This is a genomic window from Actinomadura hibisca NBRC 15177 (genome assembly GCF_001552635.1).
Taxonomy (GTDB): Bacteria; Actinomycetota; Actinomycetes; order Streptosporangiales; family Streptosporangiaceae; genus Spirillospora; species Spirillospora hibisca.
Window position 1 is genome coordinate 1 of sequence record NZ_BCRO01000094.1, and the last position, 18,823, is coordinate 18,823.

20 protein-coding genes are annotated in these 18,823 nt (G+C 70.4%); 9 read left to right on the plus strand and 11 right to left on the minus strand.

Going from position 1 to position 18,823, the window contains the following annotated elements; all coding sequences use genetic code 11:
- Positions 1-224: 224 nt before the first annotated feature.
- Positions 225-1,808 carry an ATP-binding protein gene (locus tag AH6_RS34725; RefSeq protein ID WP_218006002.1) on the minus strand — a complete coding sequence of 528 codons (1,584 nt, stop codon included), beginning with the start codon at positions 1,806-1,808 and terminating at the stop codon, positions 225-227.
- Positions 1,809-1,877: 69 nt separating this feature from the next.
- On the minus strand, positions 1,878-2,681 hold the full coding sequence (locus tag AH6_RS34730; RefSeq protein ID WP_245679605.1) for a helix-turn-helix domain-containing protein: 804 nt from the start codon (positions 2,679-2,681) through the stop codon (positions 1,878-1,880).
- A 158-nt stretch (positions 2,682-2,839) separates the two neighbouring features.
- Here AH6_RS34730 and AH6_RS34735 point away from each other — a divergent pair, with 158 nt between their 5' ends.
- A complete protein-coding gene (locus AH6_RS34735) occupies positions 2,840-3,265 on the plus strand; it encodes an ATP-binding protein (RefSeq protein WP_067488742.1) in 426 nt (141 codons plus the stop codon).
- The gene (locus tag AH6_RS34740) at positions 3,262-3,477 is read left to right on the plus strand and encodes a hypothetical protein (RefSeq protein WP_067488743.1); all 216 of its coding nucleotides are present in this window, start codon (positions 3,262-3,264) and stop codon (positions 3,475-3,477) included. Before AH6_RS34735 ends, AH6_RS34740 begins: the two co-directional genes overlap by 4 nt.
- Here the strand turns inward: AH6_RS34740 and AH6_RS34745 are convergent.
- Positions 3,453-4,079 carry a TetR/AcrR family transcriptional regulator gene (locus AH6_RS34745; protein ID WP_067488811.1) on the minus strand — a complete coding sequence of 209 codons (627 nt, stop codon included), beginning with the start codon at positions 4,077-4,079 and terminating at the stop codon, positions 3,453-3,455. The genes AH6_RS34740 and AH6_RS34745 overlap by 25 nt on opposite strands.
- Positions 4,080-4,135: 56 nt before the next feature.
- Here AH6_RS34745 and AH6_RS34750 point away from each other — a divergent pair, with 56 nt between their 5' ends.
- From AH6_RS34750 to AH6_RS34760, 3 genes are all read left to right on the plus strand, one after another.
- Positions 4,136-4,573 carry a hypothetical protein gene (locus tag AH6_RS34750; protein WP_067488745.1) on the plus strand — a complete coding sequence of 146 codons (438 nt, stop codon included), beginning with the start codon at positions 4,136-4,138 and terminating at the stop codon, positions 4,571-4,573.
- Between the two features lie 77 nt (positions 4,574-4,650).
- Entirely contained in the window at positions 4,651-6,090 is a 1,440-nt protein-coding gene (locus tag AH6_RS34755; RefSeq protein ID WP_067488747.1) for a catalase, read from the plus strand.
- Positions 6,090-7,322, plus strand: a complete 1,233-nt coding sequence (locus tag AH6_RS34760) for an MFS transporter (protein WP_083983772.1) — start codon at positions 6,090-6,092, stop codon at positions 7,320-7,322. Before AH6_RS34755 ends, AH6_RS34760 begins: the two co-directional genes overlap by 1 nt.
- Here the strand turns inward: AH6_RS34760 and AH6_RS34765 are convergent.
- Positions 7,300-8,451 carry a serine hydrolase domain-containing protein gene (locus tag AH6_RS34765; RefSeq protein ID WP_067488749.1) on the minus strand — a complete coding sequence of 384 codons (1,152 nt, stop codon included), beginning with the start codon at positions 8,449-8,451 and terminating at the stop codon, positions 7,300-7,302. The genes AH6_RS34760 and AH6_RS34765 overlap by 23 nt on opposite strands.
- The gene (locus AH6_RS34770) at positions 8,448-9,107 is read right to left on the minus strand and encodes a TetR/AcrR family transcriptional regulator (RefSeq protein ID WP_067488750.1); all 660 of its coding nucleotides are present in this window, start codon (positions 9,105-9,107) and stop codon (positions 8,448-8,450) included. Before AH6_RS34770 ends, AH6_RS34765 begins: the two co-directional genes overlap by 4 nt.
- A 175-nt stretch (positions 9,108-9,282) precedes the next feature.
- On the opposite strand from AH6_RS34770, the gene AH6_RS34775 reads away from it, so the two are divergent.
- The 3 genes from AH6_RS34775 (at position 9,283) to AH6_RS34785 (ending at position 11,832) form a co-directional block, all read left to right on the plus strand.
- The gene (locus AH6_RS34775) at positions 9,283-9,543 is read left to right on the plus strand and encodes a hypothetical protein (protein WP_067488751.1); all 261 of its coding nucleotides are present in this window, start codon (positions 9,283-9,285) and stop codon (positions 9,541-9,543) included.
- Positions 9,544-9,773: 230 nt separating this feature from the next.
- A complete protein-coding gene (locus tag AH6_RS34780; RefSeq protein WP_067488752.1) occupies positions 9,774-10,895 on the plus strand; it encodes a serine hydrolase domain-containing protein in 1,122 nt (373 codons plus the stop codon).
- Positions 10,896-10,965: 70 nt separating this feature from the next.
- Positions 10,966-11,832: an SDR family oxidoreductase gene (locus AH6_RS34785; protein WP_067488753.1), complete on the plus strand. Its 867-nt coding sequence runs from the start codon at positions 10,966-10,968 to the stop codon at positions 11,830-11,832.
- On the opposite strand, the gene AH6_RS34790 is transcribed toward AH6_RS34785, so the two are convergent.
- Together AH6_RS34790 and AH6_RS34795 are read right to left on the minus strand one after the other, a co-directional pair.
- A complete protein-coding gene (locus AH6_RS34790; protein ID WP_245679603.1) occupies positions 11,829-12,632 on the minus strand; it encodes a pentapeptide repeat-containing protein in 804 nt (267 codons plus the stop codon). The two genes, AH6_RS34785 and AH6_RS34790, sit on opposite strands and share 4 nt — an antisense overlap.
- A 17-nt stretch (positions 12,633-12,649) precedes the next feature.
- Entirely contained in the window at positions 12,650-13,570 is a 921-nt protein-coding gene (locus AH6_RS34795; protein ID WP_067488754.1) for an NADP-dependent oxidoreductase, read from the minus strand.
- Positions 13,571-13,722: 152 nt separating this feature from the next.
- On the opposite strand from AH6_RS34795, the gene AH6_RS34800 reads away from it, so the two are divergent.
- A complete protein-coding gene (locus tag AH6_RS34800) occupies positions 13,723-14,139 on the plus strand; it encodes a hypothetical protein (RefSeq protein WP_067488755.1) in 417 nt (138 codons plus the stop codon).
- Here the strand turns inward: AH6_RS34800 and AH6_RS34805 are convergent.
- Genes AH6_RS34805 through AH6_RS34820 form a run of 4 tightly spaced genes read right to left on the minus strand, consistent with a single transcriptional unit; the run spans position 14,121 to position 18,803 of the window.
- Positions 14,121-14,870 carry a helix-turn-helix domain-containing protein gene (locus AH6_RS34805; RefSeq protein WP_067488756.1) on the minus strand — a complete coding sequence of 250 codons (750 nt, stop codon included), beginning with the start codon at positions 14,868-14,870 and terminating at the stop codon, positions 14,121-14,123. The two genes, AH6_RS34800 and AH6_RS34805, sit on opposite strands and share 19 nt — an antisense overlap.
- A complete protein-coding gene (locus AH6_RS34810; RefSeq protein WP_067488757.1) occupies positions 14,867-15,496 on the minus strand; it encodes a response regulator in 630 nt (209 codons plus the stop codon). Before AH6_RS34810 ends, AH6_RS34805 begins: the two co-directional genes overlap by 4 nt.
- Positions 15,493-16,656: a sensor histidine kinase gene (locus AH6_RS34815; RefSeq protein WP_067488817.1), complete on the minus strand. Its 1,164-nt coding sequence runs from the start codon at positions 16,654-16,656 to the stop codon at positions 15,493-15,495. Before AH6_RS34815 ends, AH6_RS34810 begins: the two co-directional genes overlap by 4 nt.
- Entirely contained in the window at positions 16,608-18,803 is a 2,196-nt protein-coding gene (locus tag AH6_RS34820; RefSeq protein WP_067488758.1) for an MMPL family transporter, read from the minus strand. Before AH6_RS34820 ends, AH6_RS34815 begins: the two co-directional genes overlap by 49 nt.
- Positions 18,804-18,823: the final 20 nt, after the last annotated feature.

Here is an 18,823-nt window from a genome sequence, read left to right on the forward strand (position 1 = left end):
CACGACGCTTTCCCCGAGGCCGAGGCACCGACTCAGCCCGTGGGGGTCTACACAGGCCCACCCAACCCCAACCCCGCGCGGGTTTCCCGCACCTAGCCAACAACCCCCAGCCCGCGCGGGGTTGCTCCAGATGCCCAGCGACCCCAGCCCACGCGGGTTTTCCACACCCAGCCAACAACCCCAGCCCACATGCCGCGCGCACCCGCGCAGCCAGAGGGCGCCGGTCAAGCCAACAAGAGGGTGACCATCCGACCCTTGGGTGTCTCAGCCTCCGTCAGACGAGTGCGCTCCGAGGTCGGAGCCGCATCCCGACGACGGTCGAACACGATCAACGTCCCGGTATCCAGCGCGAGCCGGTTCAGATAACCGTCCAACTGCTCCAGCCCACTCGACACCTGATCACCGTTGTCATCCGTGCGGACCTTCAACTCGAACGCCGACCACTGCACGGCCCTGCACCCACGCCCGTCGGTGAAGGGCTTACGGATGGCGAGATCCAGGCGCTTGCGCCCCAAGCCGTATTCGAGGTCGATGAACCCGTCGCCATTGACCACCTGCCGACAGAACGCCATGAACGCTAGATGGCAGGCCGCCTCCTGATAGGTGTACCGCGTATCGATGATCTTGCTGTTGACCTTCCAGAACGCCACGAACTCCTCCAGCAGCATGGCGATGTCCAAGCGACCGTCCGGCAGCAGGAGCGCACTCGGATCAGCGTCGATCCCATCGAGCAGGGGCTGCGCCAGGACTTGGACGATGGCTTCCTGGTAGATGGGGTTGGCGATCTGGAGTGGCAGCGAACGGGTGACCAATCCCAGGTCACGCGCATAGGACAGGTCGTCGCTGTAACTCTGCTCCTTGAGAACCCACCCACCGGTGATCATCGGCTCGATGAAACGCCGAATGTGGGGCTCGTCCAGTTGGACCACCAGGGAGTCCAGGTGGGTGGCGCGTTGGGTGATCAGCCGCCCCATCGCCTGCTCCATGTGCGTATCGGTGATCGACTGATCGAGCGGGACCCGCATCATCTCAATGACGTCCCGCGCCAGCGCGTTGACCAGCCACGGCTGCCCCTGACTCGCCTCAAAAGCCCGCTGCACCGCGTAATCGGTGAACACTTGGCCGGTGGCGGCGGTGTGCTGGCCGTATAACTCGGCCACGTCGGCGAAGGAGAAGTCACCGATCCGCAGCGACGCGGCACTGACGTTGAACGGAGTGGGCGTCCCCAACCGATCCGGGTCGCCGTCCGAGGCCGCCTGGTAGTCCCGCACGTTCCGCATCCCGCACAACACCACCGCATGAGGAAACGGCGTATCAGCCGAGGTATAGCCGTCACGGAGCTGGCTGAGCACCGACTCCAGGCCCGTACCCGCCAACGAATCGATCTCATCGAATAACAACACCAAGGGACGAGGGGACTGATCCGCCCACACTCGCAGCCCCTCTATCAGGGTGAACCCGGGGATGTTCTCCGGCCAAGGAGTCGGCGGCAGACATCCCTGCGGCATCCCCAGCGTCCGCGCCGCGTCCTGGATCGAGCGCAGGACGAGCCGTTCTGTCCAGCCCACGTCATCGCCGGTCATCCTGGCCACTTCGCACGAAAAGCTGACCGCCGCATACCTTCCGGTGGCGTTCAACTCGCGCGCCAGTGCCGCCAGCGCGGTGGTCTTGCCGGTCTGCCGGGGCGCGTGCACCACGAAGTACTTGCCCTGCTCCACCAGCCCGCGCGCCTCCGGCAGCCGAGCCAGCGGATCGAGCATGTAGTGCCGGTCTGGATCGCAAGGCCCTGTCGTGTTGAACGCCTTCACCCTCCGCACACTAACGAACACAGGCATGCAGATGGGTGCCGTCACGGCAAGCCTGCTGGGCGAAGGGCTTTAACTCCATTTCTCCTCCTTCACCCTCCTTATCATGTCCAGCGACATGGCCACTGGCAGTGCGCTGGCCCGCAGGTCTATCAACGTCTTTGACATCGCAGCAAGATCGAACCTTTCGTCCGTCGTGGATCCCCGTGCCGATGCATCCATGTAGGCGACCTCGCTCCCGTCACCCAAGGTGGCGATGACGAAACCTCCACCCGAACCCGGAGCCGCCCCAGGGAAGGGGACAATTTGCATACGGACGTTGGGCAGTTCCGCCATGGCGAGCAAGTGCTCCAACTGCCCACGCATGATTTCGGATGAACACATTTCACACCAGAGCACCACATCGCTCATGAGCACCACGAACGTAGGAGGCGCGGGCTTCTCCCTGGTCAGGATGCGCTGCCTCGCCATGCGCGCCTCCACCGCGGCTTCGGTCGGCAGGATCGTGCGCGCATATTCGGGTGTCTGGAGGAGGCCGGGCACCAACAAGGTGTTCCAGGAGGTCAAGATGACGGCCTCCTGCTCGATGGCGGGCCAGTCGAACCAGGACGGTAGCGGCCCGTCGTCATGGTTGAGGTCATCCCATACCCGCAGCAGCGCGCCCTTGGCTCGGGTCATGTCGTCAACCACTGCCGCGAAATCACGCTTGCAGTGTCGTTTCCCGGTTTCGACCAGCGAGACGTACGAAACGCTTGTCGAGGTTTGCGCCGCTATGGCCTGCTGCACCACGTTCGCCTGGATTCTGTGTTGCTTCATCTGTCGGCCGAACGCCTGAAGTGCGGCTTCACCGGTGCTGCGCTTCCGCCCACGAGGCATGATCACCTGCTTTGACTAGATTGACAGCAAGTTTCGCAGCACTTCACAAAGCTCGTGCAGCTTTTCGACTTTTACACGATTGCTTCGGGCTGATGGCCTGTATGCCCCAAGGGGCTTATCAACGGAGAGGGACACAACTACCGAGCAAAGGCCGTCAAATGATCAAAGTCGAGAAAGCGCCCGCGGCTCCGGCCGAGGTGGCATCGCTCGTGATAGCGGCGCGGGCGGAGTCGATCAAGAAGGCGCGCGACTTCGTCACCGCCGTCCTCACCCGGGCGGGGCTCGACGCCTCCTCGGTCCACCTCGCCGCCACCATCGCCACCGAGCTCGTCACCAACGCCTACAAGCACGGCTCCCAGCCCGGCGACCCCATCGCCGTCCGCGCCTATCTCGCCGACGCCGGGCCCGTCCTCGAAGTCTGGGACACCTCCGACGCACCGCCCGTCGCCCAGCCCTTCGACGTCGAACGCCTCTCCGGGCGCGGGCTCCTCCTCGTCTCCGAGATGGCCCGCGACTGGGGCACCACTCCCCTCGCCCCCTCCGGCAAGGCCGTCTGGGCCCTCCTCCGGGAGAGCTACCCGTGACCGCCCGCCTTCTCCTGCTCTCCTTCGTCCGCGATCTCTTCCCTCACTGGGACATCTGGGTCTGCGACCGGGATGTCTGGCGCGCGTCCGGTGTCATCCTCATCAGTTCCTCCAGCCTCGAAGGACTGCTGGACGGTTTGGGCGCGGCCGATCCGGACGCTCTCGCGGCGGCGACCCAGCGCTCCGATCAGGGTGCGGTGTCCCTCCCCTGACCCAAGAAGGACGCGTTGGCGGCAAGGGCTCGGGCCGCGTCTGCGAAGTACTGCTCGTCCACTCCGTGGGCTAGGCCCAGGGCCACCCCCTGCGAGAGGCCGACGAAGAGTGCTCGCAAGGCAGTCGCCAGTCGTTGCGCCTGGCCTGGTGTCACGCTCCCGCCCTCGCGCGCTCTGCCCGTGAACAGCGCGATCAACTGTTCCTCCTGCGCCCGGACCGACGTCGCGAACCGCTCCCCCAGCTCCGAATCCCGCAGCGCCATGTCCAACAAGCTGATCTGGAGCGCCACAGCAGCTCTCGCATCCGGGTCCTCGCACGTCCGCCAGTAGTACCGCGCGAACGCCTCCACCGCCCCCAGCAAGTCCGCCCCAGCCGGAACGGCCTGTCTCATCTCCTCGTAGAACGGCTCCAGGTAGTCGGCTACCAGCGCCATGAGCAGGCCGTTCTTGCTGCCGAACAACGAGTACACCGCGCCGGTCGTCAGGCCCGCCTCCGCCGCGATCTCGTCCAGGCGGGCGCGGTGGCCGTCCCGGGTGACGCGGTGCAGCGCCGCGTCCAGCAGGGCGCGGCGGTTGCGCTCCTTGGTCTCGGCTCTCGACATTCTCATAATCTAGTTATCCTAGTAATCCGGTTATCAAAACGGCGGCAGGAGGCCCCATGTTCCACGTCCAGGCCACATCATCACCGGCCACCGGCGGCATGCGGGCGGGCATCGTCGCAGACGGCCTGGTCAAGCTGCTGCTCGCCGCCGGTTACGTCGCCGCCGCCGGTCCGCTCGGGCGTCTGCTCGGTGTCGCGGTCTGGTTGATGGTCGTCTCCGGTGTGTTCCTGCTCGTGTGTGGCTTGGCCGAGATCCGGTATGCGCGCGTCCGGCCGCTGCGGGTCTATCTGTGGCTCATGGCCGCCTACGACACCGGCTGGGTTCTGGTCACGGTCGTCGCGCTGCTGCTCGGCTCCGGCGGAGGTGAGATCTGGGTCGGGTACCAGGCCGTCGCCTCCGCCGTTCTCGCCGCGTTCCTCGTGCTTTGGAGGATCGTGCCGACTTCCCTTCCGCGCCGCGTGCCGGGTGAGGAGCTTCCTCCAGAGTTGTCGTGATCGCCTTGACCGGGGCGGGGCCCGCGAACGTACCGTCGGCTCACCTTGGAGGTGGAGACTTGACCAGCCGACCGATCATGACGACCGAGTCCGGTGCCCCGATCGCGGACAACCAGAACAGCCAGTCCGCGGGGCCCGGCGGGCCGCTTCTCGTCCAGGACCAGCAGCTGATCGAGAAGCTGGCCCGGTTCAACCGCGAGCGCATCCCCGAACGCGTCGTGCACGCCCGGGGCGCCGGCGCGTACGGCCATCTGGAGGTGACCGACGACGTCACCCCCTACACCCACGCCGCGTTCCTGGCGGAGGTGGGCAAGCGCACCGAGGTCTTCCTCCGCTTCTCCACCGTCGCCGACAGCCTCGGCGGCGCGGACGCGGTGCGGGACCCGCGCGGCTTCGCGGTGAAGTTCTACACCGAGGAGGGCAACTACGACCTCGTCGGCAACAACACCCCGGTCTTCTTCATCAAGGACCCGCTGAAGTTCCCCGACTTCATCCACAGCCAGAAGCGCGACCCGTTCACCGGCGTGCAGGAGCCCGACAACGTCTGGGACTTCTGGTCGCACTCGCCGGAGGCCACCCACCAGGTCACCTGGCTGATGGGCGACCGCGGCGTCCCGGCGTCCTACCGGCACATGGACGGGTTCGGCTCGCACACCTACCAGTGGGTCAACGCCGAGGGCCGCGCCCACTGGGTCAAGTACCACTTCAAGACCGACCAGGGCATCCGCTGCCTCACCTCCGAGGAGGCCGGCGAGCTGGTGGGGCGGGACGGCAACTCGCACCAGCAGGACCTGCACCGGGCCATCGAGCGCGGCATGTTCCCGTCGTGGACGATGTACGTGCAGCTCATGCCGGTCGAGGACGCGGCGCGGTACCGGTTCAACCCGTTCGACCTGACGAAGGTGTGGCCGCACGCCGACTACCCGCGCGTGCGCGTAGGCAAGCTCGTGCTCAACCGCAACCCGGAGAACATCTTCGCCGAGGTCGAGCAGAGCGCGTTCTCGCCCAACAACTTCGTCCCCGGCATCGGGCCGTCCCCGGACAAGATGCTCCAGGGCCGCCTGTTCGCCTACGGCGACGCGCACCGCTACCGGCTCGGCGTCAACCACACGCAACTTCCGGTGAACGCCCCGCACGCCACCACCGCCCACAACAACGGCCGTGACGGCGCGATGCGCTTCGACGGCAACGGCGGTCGCGCCAAGAACTACGAGCCCGACAGCTTCGGCGGCCCCGTGCAGACGGACCGGCCGCTGGCGCTGGGCGTGGAGGTGTCCGGGCAGGCCGCCAACCACGCCCCGGTCCTGCACCGCGACGACGACCACTTCGTCCAGGCGGGCACGCTGTTCCGTCTGATGGGCCCGGCCGCGCAGGCGCGCCTGGTCGCCAACATCGCGGGCGGCCTCTCGCAGGTGTCGGACGACGGCATCGTGGACCGGATGGTCGCGCACTTCGCCGCCGCCGACCCCGCCTACGGCCACGCCGTGGAAACCGCCGTCAAGGAGCTGCGCGCCTAATGGACCAGACCGGTGCCCCCATCACCGGTCTCCGGACCGGCCCCGCCTCCACCACCCGAGGCGGGGCCGGTTTCCGTGACGTCATCGCGTTGTCGGGGCCCGCGCTCCCGGTCGTCTCGTTCCTGGCGCGGCTTCCGGCGGCGATGTGCCCGATCGGGTCGCTGCTGCTGGTGAACGACCGGACGGGCAGCATCGCCACCGCCGGTCTGGTCGCGGGCGCGTTCGCCCTAGGGCAGGCCACGGGCGGGCCCCTCATCGGACGGCTGGCCGACCGCAAAGGACAGCGGCCTACGGTTCTGGCCGCGTCCCTAGGGAATGCGGCGGCGATCGCGTTTCTGGTCGTCGCCGCCATGGCGGGATGGCCGTCGGTTATCCAGGGCGCGTTGGCGCTTATGGCGGGGCTGTCGGTTCCGCAGGTCGGGCCGCTTTCGCGTAGTCGGCTCGTGTCGCTGGCCAAGGGCGATGCGCGCCTGACGTCCTCGGCGCTGTCGTTCGACGGGACGGTGGACGAGACCAGTTTCGTGACCGGGCCCGCGCTCGTCGGCGTTCTGGCCGTTATCGACCCGGCCGCCGGGATGCTGGTGGCGGCGGGTCTGGTTGCGGTGTGCGGGCCGCTTTTCGCGTTGCACCGTACGGCGCGGGCAGAAACGGTTCGCCGGACGTCTTCCTCTAGGCGGCTACTGTCGCCCGCGTTGTGCTTCCTGTGCGCCGGGATGGCACTCCAGGGGATGGTCTTCGGGTCGTTGCAGACCGGCATCACCGAGCTGACCGAGAAACTCGGCCAGCCCGGCGCGGCCGGGCTCGTCTACGGGCTGATGGGCGTGCCGAGCGCGCTGGTCGGCCTGGTCATGACGGCGCGCCCGTCACGGCTGGCACCGCGGACGCAGTGGCGGCTGGTCATCATCGTCCAGACGGCGTTGTGCCTGCCGCTGCTCGCGGTGGGCAGCATGGGCGCGCTGGCGCTGGCCGTGACCGTCCTCGGGCTGACCTACGCGCCCAACATCATCACCATGTTCGGCCTGACCGAGCGCGTCGCGCCGCCCGAGCGCATGGGCGAGGCGATGGCGGTGCTGGGCAGCGGCATCATCCTCGGCACCTCGGCGGGCGCGATGGTGTCGGGCCGGCTCGCCGAGACCCTCGGCCACCGGGCGGCCTTCTGGTCGGCCGTGGCGTGCGCGGGGATCGCGGCGGCGCTGGCCCTGATCACCGCTACCCGGCGGCGCTACGGCTGACGGCGCGCAGCACGTCGAAGGTGTCCTGCTCGTCCTGCTCGTCGCCGTGGTCGCTCAGCTTGACGATCACCGTCTTGGACGGCGGGTCGACGTACACGTACTGGCCATAGACGCCGAGCGCCGAGTACGCCGCCCCGTCGCCGCCGCTCGGGTGCCACCACTGCGCGGCGTACTTCCACTCGCCCAGCCTGTGCGGCGCGGGCGTGGCGATCCGCTTGATCCACGCGGCCGGGACGACCTGCGCGCCGCCCGCCTTGCCGCCGTCCAGCACGAGCTGCCCGATCTTGGCGTAGTCGCGGGCGGTGGCGTTGACGCAGCAGAACGCCTTCTCGGTGCCGCCGGGCCGGTCCAGGTTCCAGGTCGCGCCGTCCTGCGCGCCGACCGGGCCCCACAGGCGCTCGGCCAGCAGGCGCGCCAGCGGCTTGCCCTCGACCTTGGCCAGCGCCATGCCGAGCAGCTGCGTCTCGACGCTGCGGTAGTCGCCCCTGCTGCCGGGCTCGAAGGTCACCTTGCGGTGGTCCTTGACGAAGCCGGGCAGGTCGCGGGTGAGGTACATGCGGGCGGTGCCGGTGAAGGGCCACCACTGGTTGTAGTTCTCCGAGACGTCCACGCCCGCCGTCATGTCGAGCAGGTCGCGGATGCGGATGGTGTCGTAGGAGCCGCCGGTCCTGAGCTCGGGCAGCACGTCCACCAGCCGGTCGTCCTCGCGGATCTTCCCTTCCCCGACCGCCTGGCCGATCATGAGGGAGACCAGCGACTTGGCGACCGACCAGGACGCCAGCCGGTCGGTGGCGCGCACGCCGTCGCGGTACCACTCGTGGGCGACCGCGCCGTCCCGGACGACCACGAACGCGTTGGTGTGCGTGGTGGACAGGAACTCCGCCACCGGCACCTGCCTGCCCTTCCACGGCACGGTGGCGGGCAGCGCCCGCGCCTTGACGGGCAGCGCGGCGGGACGCGTCGCGGGCACGTCACTCGCCGGATACAGCTTGCCTACCTGCGAAGTAGGCGTGGTCAGCAACTTGTAGAGCGTCGGAGGCTGCGGAACCTTCAGCGCCCAGGTCCCGACGTAGAGGCCGACGACGAGGACGAGCGGGATGGCGATGACCGCGCGGAGCGTCCGGCTCATGCTCGGCCGCCTTCCACACGGGCCTCGACGGCGAGCCAGAGCGCTTCCACCATGGTCTCCAGAACGGTGTCGGGGGTGACGGCCGCCAGCCGGGCGGCGTGGGCGTGGATCTGCGGGTACCGGTCCGGGTCGGCGGTGGCGTACTCGGCGATCCAGGCGCGCTCGTCGCCCGCGCGGACGTCGGCGGGCAGGACGGCGTAGTGCGCGAGCGTCCCGGCGTAGGCGAGGACGGTGTCGGCCATCATCCGGTAGTAGCGGACGACGTCGTCGCCGCCGAGGCCCAGCTCGGTGAGCGCGCCGAGGATGCCCTCCACCACCTGGAACTCGCCGGGGCCGCGCGTGGTGCGGGAGGCGACGGCCGCGCCGACGTAGGGGTGGGCGACGAAGACGCGCACGACCTGGCGGGCCAGCTCGGCGAGGCGGTCGCGCGGGCCGAGGCCGTCGGGGACGGCATCGGCGGCCATCGACAGCAGGCGGTCGCCGACCGCGAGCAGCAGCGCGTCCTTGTCGGGGAAGTGCCGCCACACCGCCGAGCGGTCCACGCCCAGCTCCTCGCCGAGCGCGCGGCCGGTCAGGCCGTCGGCCTCGCCGCGCGCGGCGATCGCGACGGCCGCCGTCACGATGCGTTCCCTGGTCAGGCGGGTTCGCTGGGCCACCGGACACCTCCGTCATCGCTGATGTCATCAATGATGACATAGGAGTGACGTCCTGAAAAGAATCTCTCGTCCGTTTGCGGACAGCGGTCCCCCGATGCCCTCGGCGGGTCCCTGCTGTCTACTGAGGGTGGCGGCGCCGCCCCGGAAAGTTGGACGTGACGGAGAGGAGACGCCCATGGCGACCTACCACACCGAGATCCAGTGGGGCGGGCCCGACGCCGCCTGGCACGCCGACCAGGACCTGGAGATCACCATCACCAACCGCGGCCAGGTCGTGCCCGAGACCGGCCGGCCCGGCACCGGCACGACGGTGACCTGGTCGGGGCCGCAGGGCAACGGCACGGTGACCTTCTTCGACGAGGGCGCCTCGTTCAGCGGCACCGCCCAGTTCCCCAACGAGGGACCGGTCGGCTACCGCGGCAAGTCCGTGAAGTAGCGGCCGGATGAGCGTCGCGGCGGGCCGCGCGTCCCCGCCGCGACGCACCCCGGCCCGGCACGAGACTCCCCCGGCGTCTTGTGCGGGGAATGAGGATCTTCCGGCCCGGCTTTGGCAGCCCTCCCCATGGCCACCGCCCCTTTTTGGATCTAACGTCAACAAGCCGATGTGAACAGGACCCCCTGCACCTCGGCGCTCCGCTCCGATCCGCCCCCGTCCCTGGAGCCCCGATGCGCCGCAGCCTGCTGTCCCTCCCCCTGGCCGCCACCCTGGCCTTCGGCGCCGTCGCTCCGGCGGACGCCGCGCCCAAGCCCGTCGCCAACGCCCCGAGCGGCCCCAGTGCCCCGGTCTGGCCCTACTCGGTGCTGCCGGGCTTCGACCCGCTCACCGCGTCGCCGACCCCGGCCCGCCTGACGAGCGCGCCGCGCCCGCTCAAGGTGACCTACACCGTCGACGGGCAGACCCGCACGCTGGAGGACTACCTCGCGCGCACCGCGCAGGGCCTGGTCGTGCTGGACGGCTCCGCGATCGTGAAGGAGTGGTACGCGCCCGGCTACTCCCAGGACTCGCTGTTCCAGTCCTGGTCGATGGCCAAGTCCTTCACCTCCGACGCCGTGGGGATCGCCCTCGCCGAGGGCCGGATCGCCGCCCTGACCGACACCGTGGCCGACTACGTGCCCGAACTGGCCGCCGCCGACTACGGCAAGATCACGCTGCGGAACCTGCTGCGCATGGCGTCGGGCATCCAGTGGAACGAGACGGTGGACGACATCCCGCTGCACGTGGGCTCCAGCCTCGGCGCCCAGTCCACGCTGCAACTGGCGGCCACGCGGCGGCAGGGCTGGCCGCAGGGCACGCGCTTCAACTACGCGAGCATGGACTCGGCCGTGCTGGCGCTGGTGGTGCAGAAGGCGACCGGCGTCCCGTTCCACACCTGGGTGCAGGAGAAGATCTGGCAGCCGTCCGGCATGGCCGGGACCGCCTACCTGGGCAACGACTCGCGCGGCAACGGCCTCGGCTACTGCTGCGTCTACGCCCGGAACCGCGACTTCGCGCGCTTCGGGAAGATGATGCTCGACGGCGGCGTGGTGGACGGCCGCCGCGTCGTGCCCGCGTCCTGGGTCACCGAGGCCACCACCGAGAGCGGCCTGAACCCGCGCTACGGCCTGCACTGGTGGCTCGACCCGGGCGAGGGCTACTACGCCTCGGGCCTGGGCGACCAGAAGATCTACGTCTCGACCCGCCACAAGGTCGTGATCGCCCGAACGACCCTGTTCAACCCGAGCGAGGGCGAGACCCTGCCCGCCCTACGAGCCCTGGCCGCCGAAGTAGCCCGCACCCGCACCCCCTGAGCAACCACCCGCTTAAGTTCCGGGCTGGGTGGGAATCGTCCCAGTTCAGGGGCTTACTTAGGGGGTTGCTTTGTCGTCTGTCATTGCCGTCACCGGGGCCAGCGGGCAGGTGGGTGGGCGGGTCGCGCGGCGGCTTGCCGATGCGGGGGCCGCTCAGCGGTTGCTTGGTAGGCATCCTGATCGGTTGCCTGAGTTGCCTGGGGCTGTCGCTGCGCCTGCCGCCTCTTATGACGATGCGGATGCCATGCGTGCGGCGGTCGGGGATGCGGGCACGCTCTTTCTGGTTTCGGCCAGCGAGGCTCCGGATCGGGTTCGGGAGCACTTCACCGCCGTGGACGCCGCTGTGGCTGCGGGGGTCGGGCGGATCGTCTATCTGTCGTTTCTGGGGGCCGCGCCTGACGCCACCTTCACCTTCGCCCGTGATCACTGGAAGACCGAGGAGCACATCCGGGCTACGGGGGTGCGCCATACCTTTCTGCGCGACAGCTTCTACCAGGCCGCTTTGGCCAGTATGGCCAGTGCGGACGGGGTGTTGCAGGGGCCTGGTGGCGACGGCAGGGTTTCTGCGGTGGCGCACGATGACATTGCTGATGTCGTCACTGCTGTGCTGCTGGGTGATGGGCATGACGGGGTCACTTATGACGTGACCGGGCCTGCGGCGTTCACCTTGGCGGAGGCTGCGGAGGAGCTGGGGCGGGCTGCGGGACGGCCTGTGGAGTATGTCGCCGAGACTCAGGACGAGGCCTATGCCTCGCGGGCTCAGTACAACGCGCCTGATTGGGAGGTTGCCGGGTGGGTGACCTCCTATGAAGCCATTGCCACGGGTGAGATGAGCACCGTGTCCGACACCGTGCCTCGGCTTACCGGGCATCCTGCGCAGAGCTTCGCCGAGTTCCTGGAGCGGAATCCCGACAGTTACCGCCACCTCAAACGTTAGGGCCAGTGCGCGGGGCGGGTCAGGGCTTGTGGGATTTTTGTCGCCGCGTCGCCCTTGGCCGTGTTCAACTGGGCCTGGGTCAGGAAGAGCGCGCCGGTCAGGTCCGCCCCGCACAGGTCGGCGTCGCGCAGGTCCGCGCCGATCAGGTCGGCCATGCGCAGGTCCGCGTTCCGCAGGTCGGCCGCGATCAGGTACGCGCCGCGCAGGTTCGCGCCCCGCAGGTTCGCCCCTTTCAGGCGGGCTCCCATCAGGTCGGCGCCCCGGTGGTTGCGGGTCTTGCGGCCTGCGCGGGCTCGGGTCAGTTCGCTGGCTCGGGCCAGGAGCGGGTTCACCTTTTTGTGCTGGGTCATGACGTTCGTGGCGGCCAGCGGCTCGGGGTCCTGGAAGGTGAGGGCCTCGGTTTCGGCTATGGCTTTGTGCAGGTCAGCGTGCACCGGGTTTGTGTCCGGTAGGGATAGGGCCTCGTTCAGGTACCAGAGCAGTTCATGCAGGTCCCGCATGATCGAGAACGCCTGGAACATCGGTGTGTCCGGGTTCGATCGCCAGTCCCGGCCCCCGAACGTCACCTGCGAGATCTTCTGGCCCGCCCCGAAGCAGTCGTAGGCCGTGCAACCCCGCATCCCGATGTCCCGTAGTTCGGCGTGGACCCCGCACCGGAAGTCGGCCAGCAGGTTCCGGCACGGCGTCCCGGCGGACCGGTCGAACGCGAAGTCCGCCGACGCCGAGAACGCCGTCGCCACGCAGCACAGGCCGAAGCAGTTCGCGCAGTCGGCCCGCAGGTCGGGACGTTTCTCAGACACCGTCCCATTGTCGCCGATCAGGGGACTATGACGAGCTTCCCCCGGGTGTGCCCCTCGCGGCTCGCGTCGAAGGCCGCGCCCACTTCGTCCAGCGGATAGGTGCCCGCGACCGTGACCTTCAGCGCGCCGCGTTCGGTCAGGGCGGCCAGCTCCGCGAGCTTCGCGCCGTCCGGGCGCACCCAGATCCAGTGGCCGCCGTGCTGCTCCACCGTGTTGTCGGCGACGGAGGTGTGACGGCCGCCCGGAGCCAGCACCGCCAGGGTCGTGTCGAGCTGGCCGCCCACGAAGTCGGCGACGGCGGTGACGCCGTCGGGAGCGAGGGCACGGACGCGATCCACTACGCCGTCCCCGTAGGAGACCGGCTCGCCGCCCAGTTCGCGGATGAAGTCGTGGTTGCGCTCGGACGCCGTCCCGATCACGCGGGCCCCACGGTCGCGGCCGATCTGCACCGCCATGCTGCCCACTCCCCCGGACGCGCCGTGCACCAGCAGCGTGTCGCCGGGCCCGACGTCGAGACGGTCCAGCGAGCGCTGCGCCGTCATCCCGGCCAGCGGCAGGCCCCCGGCCTGCGCCCAATCCAGCGCGGCCGGCTTCCGGGCGGCGTCGGCCGCCGACACCGCGACGAGCTGCGCGAACGTGCCCGCCTGCACGACGTCCTTGCGCGCGTAGGCCATCACCTCGTCGCCCGGCGCGAACTCGGGGGTGTCGGGGCCCACGGCCCGCACCACCCCGGCCACGTCCCAGCCCGGGATCACCGGGAAGACGGCCTCCATCATGCCGTCCAGGCCGCCGGACATGACCTTCCAGTCCACCGGGTTCACGCCCGCCGCGCGTACTTCGACCAGGACCTGGCCCGGCCCCACGCGGGGATCGGGGACCTCGCCGAACTTCAGGCGGGAGTTGTCGTCGGCATAGGCGTCATAGGTGACGGCGTGCATGAGCGGTTCTCCTTCCCCCAGTACGACCACTCTAGGTAGTGGGTTCTTGACGTTCCGCAGCGGGGTTGTCATTCCCTGTGAGGAATTGTCGGGCTGCGGTCGTTCTCCCATGCTCGTCACGGAACAGGGGAAACATCCGTGGAGGAAGAACCATGACCGAGAACAGCGTGCAGGAGCTGGCGGAACGCTTCGTCGCGCTCTGGAACGAGCCGGACCCCGGCCTGCGCCGCAAGGCCATCGAGGAGTTGTGGGCCCAGGACGGCGTGCACCTTCTGCATCCGCCTCAGGAGATTCGTGAGATGGCGGCTGGATTGGGTTTCGACGGCTCCGTTCTGGAGGCCCAGGGATACGACGCCATCGAGACGCGCGTCGCCCGCAGCCATGCGGAGTTCGTCGCGTCCGGGCAGCTCACCTTCCGGCCCGCGGGCGAGGCGGTCCGCCTGCGCAACGTCGTCAAGCTCGCCTGGGAGGCGGTGCCGCCCGGCGGCGAGGCGGCGGGCGGCGGCGTCGACGTGCTGGTGCTGGACGAGCACGGCCGGATCGAGGCCGACTACATGTTCCCCGGCTGACCGGCCAGCAGCCGGGCCGTCGCCGCGTCGGCGGGCAGGAACGCCTCCAGCCTCAGCTCCGCCACGGTCACGTCGAGCGCCGTCGCGAACGTCGTGATCGTGGTGGTCAGCCGCAGCTCGCCCGAGGGCGTGCGCAACCGCAGCGGCGCGGCGAACCCCACGTGCTCGGCGTCGGGCTCGGCCGGGGGCGCGTACGCGGCCAGCTCGGCGCGCAGGTCGCCGGGCGGGAGCCGGTCCAGGATGTGCCGCGCCCACTGGCCCAGGTTCATGATCCGGGGAGCCACGCCCGCCGGGTGCAGGGCGAGGCGCAGCACGTTGACCGGGGGCCGGAGCAGGTGGGCGGCGACGCCCTCGGTGAACAGCCCGAACGCGTCGTTGGCCAGCACCAGGTCGTGCCCGTCGTCCACCACCACCGCCGGATAGGGCATGTGACCGGCGAGGATGTGCCCGAGCGCGGCGCGCACGTGCGCCAGGTCCGGGTCGTCCAGCGGGGTGCGCGGGTAGACGGGCGCGTAACCGGCCGCCAGCAGCAAGGCGTTGCGTTCGCGCAGCGGCAGCTCCAGCGACTCGCCCAGCCGGACCACCATCGCCCGGCCGGGCCGCGAGCGGCCGCTCTCGATGAAGCTGAGGTGGCGCTGCGTCGTGCCCGCGCGCAGGGCCAGGTCGAGCTGGCTGAGACGGCGCCGCCGCCGCGCCCCGCGCAGCGCGCCGGGGAACTCTTCGGCGGTCATGGCAGCAGCCCCCGTTCCATCGCGACCACCACGGCGCGGGTCCGGTCGTTGACGTCGAGCTTGGCGAAGATCCGCAGCAGGTGGGTCTTGACGGTCGCCTCCGCCACCACCAGCCGCGCGCCGATCTCGGCGTTGGTGAGGCCGTCGGCGACCGCCCGCAACACCTGCGCCTCGCGCGCGGTCAGGGCGGCCTGGACGGGTGCGCGCATCCGCGCGACCAGCTTCTGCGCGACGCGCGGCGCGAGGACGGTCTCGCCGCGCGCGGCGGCCCGGATCGCGGCGGCGAGCTGCTCGCGGGTGGCGTCCTTGAGCAGGTAGCCGACCGCCCCGGCCTCCACCGCGCGCTCGATCTCGGTGTCGGTGTCGTAGGTGGTGAGGATCAGCACGCGGGTGCCGGGGTGGCGGGCGCCGATCTCGGCGGTGGCCGCGACGCCGTCCATGCCGGGCATCCGCAGGTCCAGCAGCGCCACGTCGGGGGCGTGCAGCCCGGCCAGCCGCACCGCCTCGCGGCCGTCGCCCGCCTCCCCGACGATCTCGATGTCGGGCTCGGCGGCCAGCAGCGCGCCGACCCCGGCCCGCATCACGCTGTGGTCGTCGGCCAGGATGATCCGCAGGCGGCCGGTCATGTCGCTACCTCGCTGTTCAGGGGGATCTGGGCGAGCACGCGGGTGCCGTCGCCCGGCGAGCCGGTGACGGTGAGCCGTCCGCCCAGCCCGGCCAGGCGGTCCCGCATGCCCGCCAGGCCGAATCCGGGGCCGGGGCCCGGCGTGAACCCCGCCCCGTCGTCGGTGACCTCCAGTTCGACGCCGTGCGCGGTCGCGACCAGCACGACGGTGACCGAGGAGGCCGCCGCGTGCTTGCGGACGTTGGCCAGCGACTCCTGGAGGCAGCGCAGCAGCGCGACCCGCGTCGGCTGGTCGGCGGCCACGTCGGCGAGGTCGGCGTGCACCGCCAGGCCGGTGTCCTCGACGAACCGGTCCAGCGTGCGGCGCAACGTCTGCGTGAACGGCCCCGCGGCCGCCGGTTGCCCGGCGGCCACCAGGTCGCGCGCCTCGGTCAGGTTCTCCCGGGCGGTCTTCTCGATCGACAACAGCTGGCGGGCGCTGGTCCCGGGGTCGCCGGGCAGGCCCTCGCGGGCCGCCTCGGCGAGCACGATGATCGAGGCCAGGCCCTGCGCGATGGTGTCGTGGATGTCGCGGGCCATGCGCTGGCGCTCCTCGGCCGCGCCCTGCCGCAGGTGGGCCGCCGCCAGCTCGGCCTGGGCGCGCTCCAGCTCGTCGATCAGCCGGGCGCGCTCGTGGCTCTGCTCGACGACGGTCTGCACCCACAACCCCATCAGCACGCTGGCGGCGAAGCACACCAGGACCGACACCACCGTGTTGAACGCCGCGGCGGTCCAGCCCTGGCGCAACACGCTGCCCGCCGCGCCCGCCAGGCACGCCGCCCCGCTGAGGACGATCGCCGCCCGCCGCGACCGGGCGTGGATCCAGAAGTGCGGCAGCGCCACCAGGAACAGCGCCCCGCTGCCGTTCCACAGGTAGGACAGGGCCCCGATCCCCGCGGCCAGCACCGCCAGGTAGGCGTGCGGCCGCAGGAACCGGCCGAGGGCCAGGTGGCACGCCGCGATCGTCGCGAGGACCGCCAGCGCCCCGTACTCGCGCGGGCCCCGGTCCCGGAGCGCGGCGATCGCGAGGAACATCAGGCCGAGCAGCAACCACCAGACCACGTTCCAGCGGCTCAGCGTTCCGCGCCAGAAAGCGAGGGAGTCGTGTGCTTCGGGGGGCATGATCCCCACTCTCCCACCGGGCGCGACGGCCACCAGCTCCGCCTCCCCAGCAACAGCAGCGCCGACGGCAGGACCATCAGGCGGATCACGACGGCGTCCAGCAGCACCGCCACCGCCAGGCTGAAGCCCATCTGCTTCATCTCCATCAGGTGCAGGAAGACGTAGCTGGCGAACACCGTCACCATCACGACCGCCGCGCTGGTCACCACCCGCGCCGAGCGGCCGATTCCCATCAGGACGGCCTCCCGGTGCGGGACGCCCGCGCGGACGGCCTCGCTGATGCGGCTCAGCACGAACACCTGGTAGTCCATCGACAGCCCGAACAGGATCACGAACAGGAACAGCGGCACGCGGGTGGCGATCGCGCCGAGCGACTCGAAGCCGAGCGCGCCCTCGGCCCAGGTGCCCTGGAACACCGTCACCAGCAGGCCCAGCGCCGCCACCGCCGACAACACGTTCAGCGCCATGCCGATCAGGCCGATCACCACCGACCGGAACGCGATCGCCGTCATGACGAGGGTGAGCAGCAGCAGCGCGCCCACGACCAGCGGGAGCTTGGCGTTCTGGTGGTCCACGTAGTCCACCGAGCGGGCGACGTCGCCGGTGACGCCGGTCTCCGCGCCGTCCGTCCGGCCGATCGTGGCGGGGATGTGGACCGAGCGGAGGCGGTCCAGAGATGCGGCGGCCTGATCGGAGCTGATCGAGAACGGAACCGCGACGATCAGGACCGAGACCCGCTTGTCGGGCGAGACCTTCAGGACGGGCGTGGTGTTCCGGGCGTACATCGGGTCGTTCTGGGTGCGCCGTCCCAGCTCGCCGAGCGCGGCGGCGACCTCTCCAGCGCGGCCCGCCTCGGCGCGGACGACCACGCGGTGCTCGGCCCGGCGCTCGGGGAAGGCGGCGTTCAGCCGGTCGTAGCTCTGCATGGCGGGGATGTCGCGGGAGAACAGGTCGCGGTTGACCTCGACCAGCTTCATGTTCAGCACGGGGGCGGCGAGTGCGAGCAGGGCCAGCACCGACGCCACCAGGGTGATCGCCGGGTGCTTGCGGGCGGGCCACAGCAGCGCGTTCCAGACGCGCCCGTTCTCGTCCGCCTTCCGCGACTTAGGCTCAACGCCCTTTCGCGCGGCGCGGCGGTTGGCGCGGTGGCCGAGCTTCACCAGCAGCGCCGGGAGCGCGGTCAGCGAGCTGGCCACGGCGACCGCCACGACCAGGATCGTGCCGGTGGCCAGCGAGGAGAAGATGACGTCGGTCGCCAGGTACAGGGTCGCGGTGGACACGATCACCGCCAGGCCGGAGACCACGATGGCCCGGCCCGCCGTCGCCGCCGCCGCGTCCACCAGCGCCTCGGGGGCGGGCCGCCCGCCGGACCGGGCGCGCTCCTCCTGCTCGCGCTTGAGGTAGAAGAGCGTGTAGTCCACGCCGACCGCCATGCCGATCAGCAGGATGAGGTTGGTGCCGACACCGGTGTCGGGCATGAGGTGCGAGACGACCATCGACAGGCCCACCGCCGCCATGATCGACGACAGCGCCAGCAGCACCGGCACCCCGGCCATCACCACCGAGCCGAACACCAGCAGCAGCGTGAGCAGCGTGACCGGCAACGTGATCATCTCGGCCAGCGCCAGGTCTTCGCCGCGCTGGTCGTTGACGCCCTTGCTGATCGACGGGCTGCCGGTCTCCTCCACCACCAGGCCGGGGTGGGCCTTCTGCACCTGGGCGGTGCGCTCCAGCAGCGGCGGGACGTTCTTGCGCCCGGCCAGCTCCTCGCCCTTCATGGTCACCTCGACCATGAGCGTCCGGCCGTCGGGCGAACGCACGGGGGGCGCGACGGAGGCGACCTCGGGCAGCTCGCGCATGCGGCGCGTCACGTCCTGGGCGGCGGCCTGCGCGGCGGCGGTGTCGAGCGTGCCGGACCTCGCCCGGATCATGACCTGCTCGACGGGGCGGCGCTGCATCCCGGCGTCGATCGCGACCGCCTCGGCCCGGCCCGCCTCGCCGACGCCGAAGTCCTTGGCCGTGGCCGAGTTCGTGCCGGCCGCGATGCCGCCGCCCAGGCAGGCCGCCACGAACAACACCCAGATCAGCACCGCGCGCCAGGGGTGGTGGGCGCTCCAGCGAGCCGCCCGCAGAGGAAGATTCGTCATGATCGAATCGTCGCTCCGGG

What these genes read in the sequence shown, in the direction of transcription:
- AH6_RS34730 (WP_245679605.1), bottom strand. Translation starts at nt 2,681, where the DNA reads ATGCCTCGTGGGCGGAAGCGCAGCACCGGTGAAGCCGCACTTCAGGCG.
- AH6_RS34795 (WP_067488754.1), bottom strand. Translation starts at nt 13,570, where the DNA reads ATGCACGCCGTCACCTATGACGCCTATGCCGACGACAACTCCCGCCTG.
- AH6_RS34755 (WP_067488747.1), top strand. Translation starts at nt 4,651, where the DNA reads ATGACGACCGAGTCCGGTGCCCCGATCGCGGACAACCAGAACAGCCAG.
- AH6_RS34775 (WP_067488751.1), top strand. Translation starts at nt 9,283, where the DNA reads ATGGCGACCTACCACACCGAGATCCAGTGGGGCGGGCCCGACGCCGCC.
- AH6_RS34780 (WP_067488752.1), top strand. Translation starts at nt 9,774, where the DNA reads ATGCGCCGCAGCCTGCTGTCCCTCCCCCTGGCCGCCACCCTGGCCTTC.
- AH6_RS34735 (WP_067488742.1), top strand. Translation starts at nt 2,840, where the DNA reads ATGATCAAAGTCGAGAAAGCGCCCGCGGCTCCGGCCGAGGTGGCATCG.
- AH6_RS34760 (WP_083983772.1), top strand. Translation starts at nt 6,090, where the DNA reads ATGGACCAGACCGGTGCCCCCATCACCGGTCTCCGGACCGGCCCCGCC.
- AH6_RS34800 (WP_067488755.1), top strand. Translation starts at nt 13,723, where the DNA reads ATGACCGAGAACAGCGTGCAGGAGCTGGCGGAACGCTTCGTCGCGCTC.
- AH6_RS34810 (WP_067488757.1), bottom strand. Translation starts at nt 15,496, where the DNA reads ATGACCGGCCGCCTGCGGATCATCCTGGCCGACGACCACAGCGTGATG.
- AH6_RS34745 (WP_067488811.1), bottom strand. Translation starts at nt 4,079, where the DNA reads ATGTCGAGAGCCGAGACCAAGGAGCGCAACCGCCGCGCCCTGCTGGAC.
- AH6_RS34750 (WP_067488745.1), top strand. Translation starts at nt 4,136, where the DNA reads ATGTTCCACGTCCAGGCCACATCATCACCGGCCACCGGCGGCATGCGG.
- AH6_RS34820 (WP_067488758.1), bottom strand. Translation starts at nt 18,803, where the DNA reads ATGACGAATCTTCCTCTGCGGGCGGCTCGCTGGAGCGCCCACCACCCC.
- AH6_RS34805 (WP_067488756.1), bottom strand. Translation starts at nt 14,870, where the DNA reads ATGACCGCCGAAGAGTTCCCCGGCGCGCTGCGCGGGGCGCGGCGGCGG.
- AH6_RS34815 (WP_067488817.1), bottom strand. Translation starts at nt 16,656, where the DNA reads ATGCCCCCCGAAGCACACGACTCCCTCGCTTTCTGGCGCGGAACGCTG.
- AH6_RS34765 (WP_067488749.1), bottom strand. Translation starts at nt 8,451, where the DNA reads ATGAGCCGGACGCTCCGCGCGGTCATCGCCATCCCGCTCGTCCTCGTC.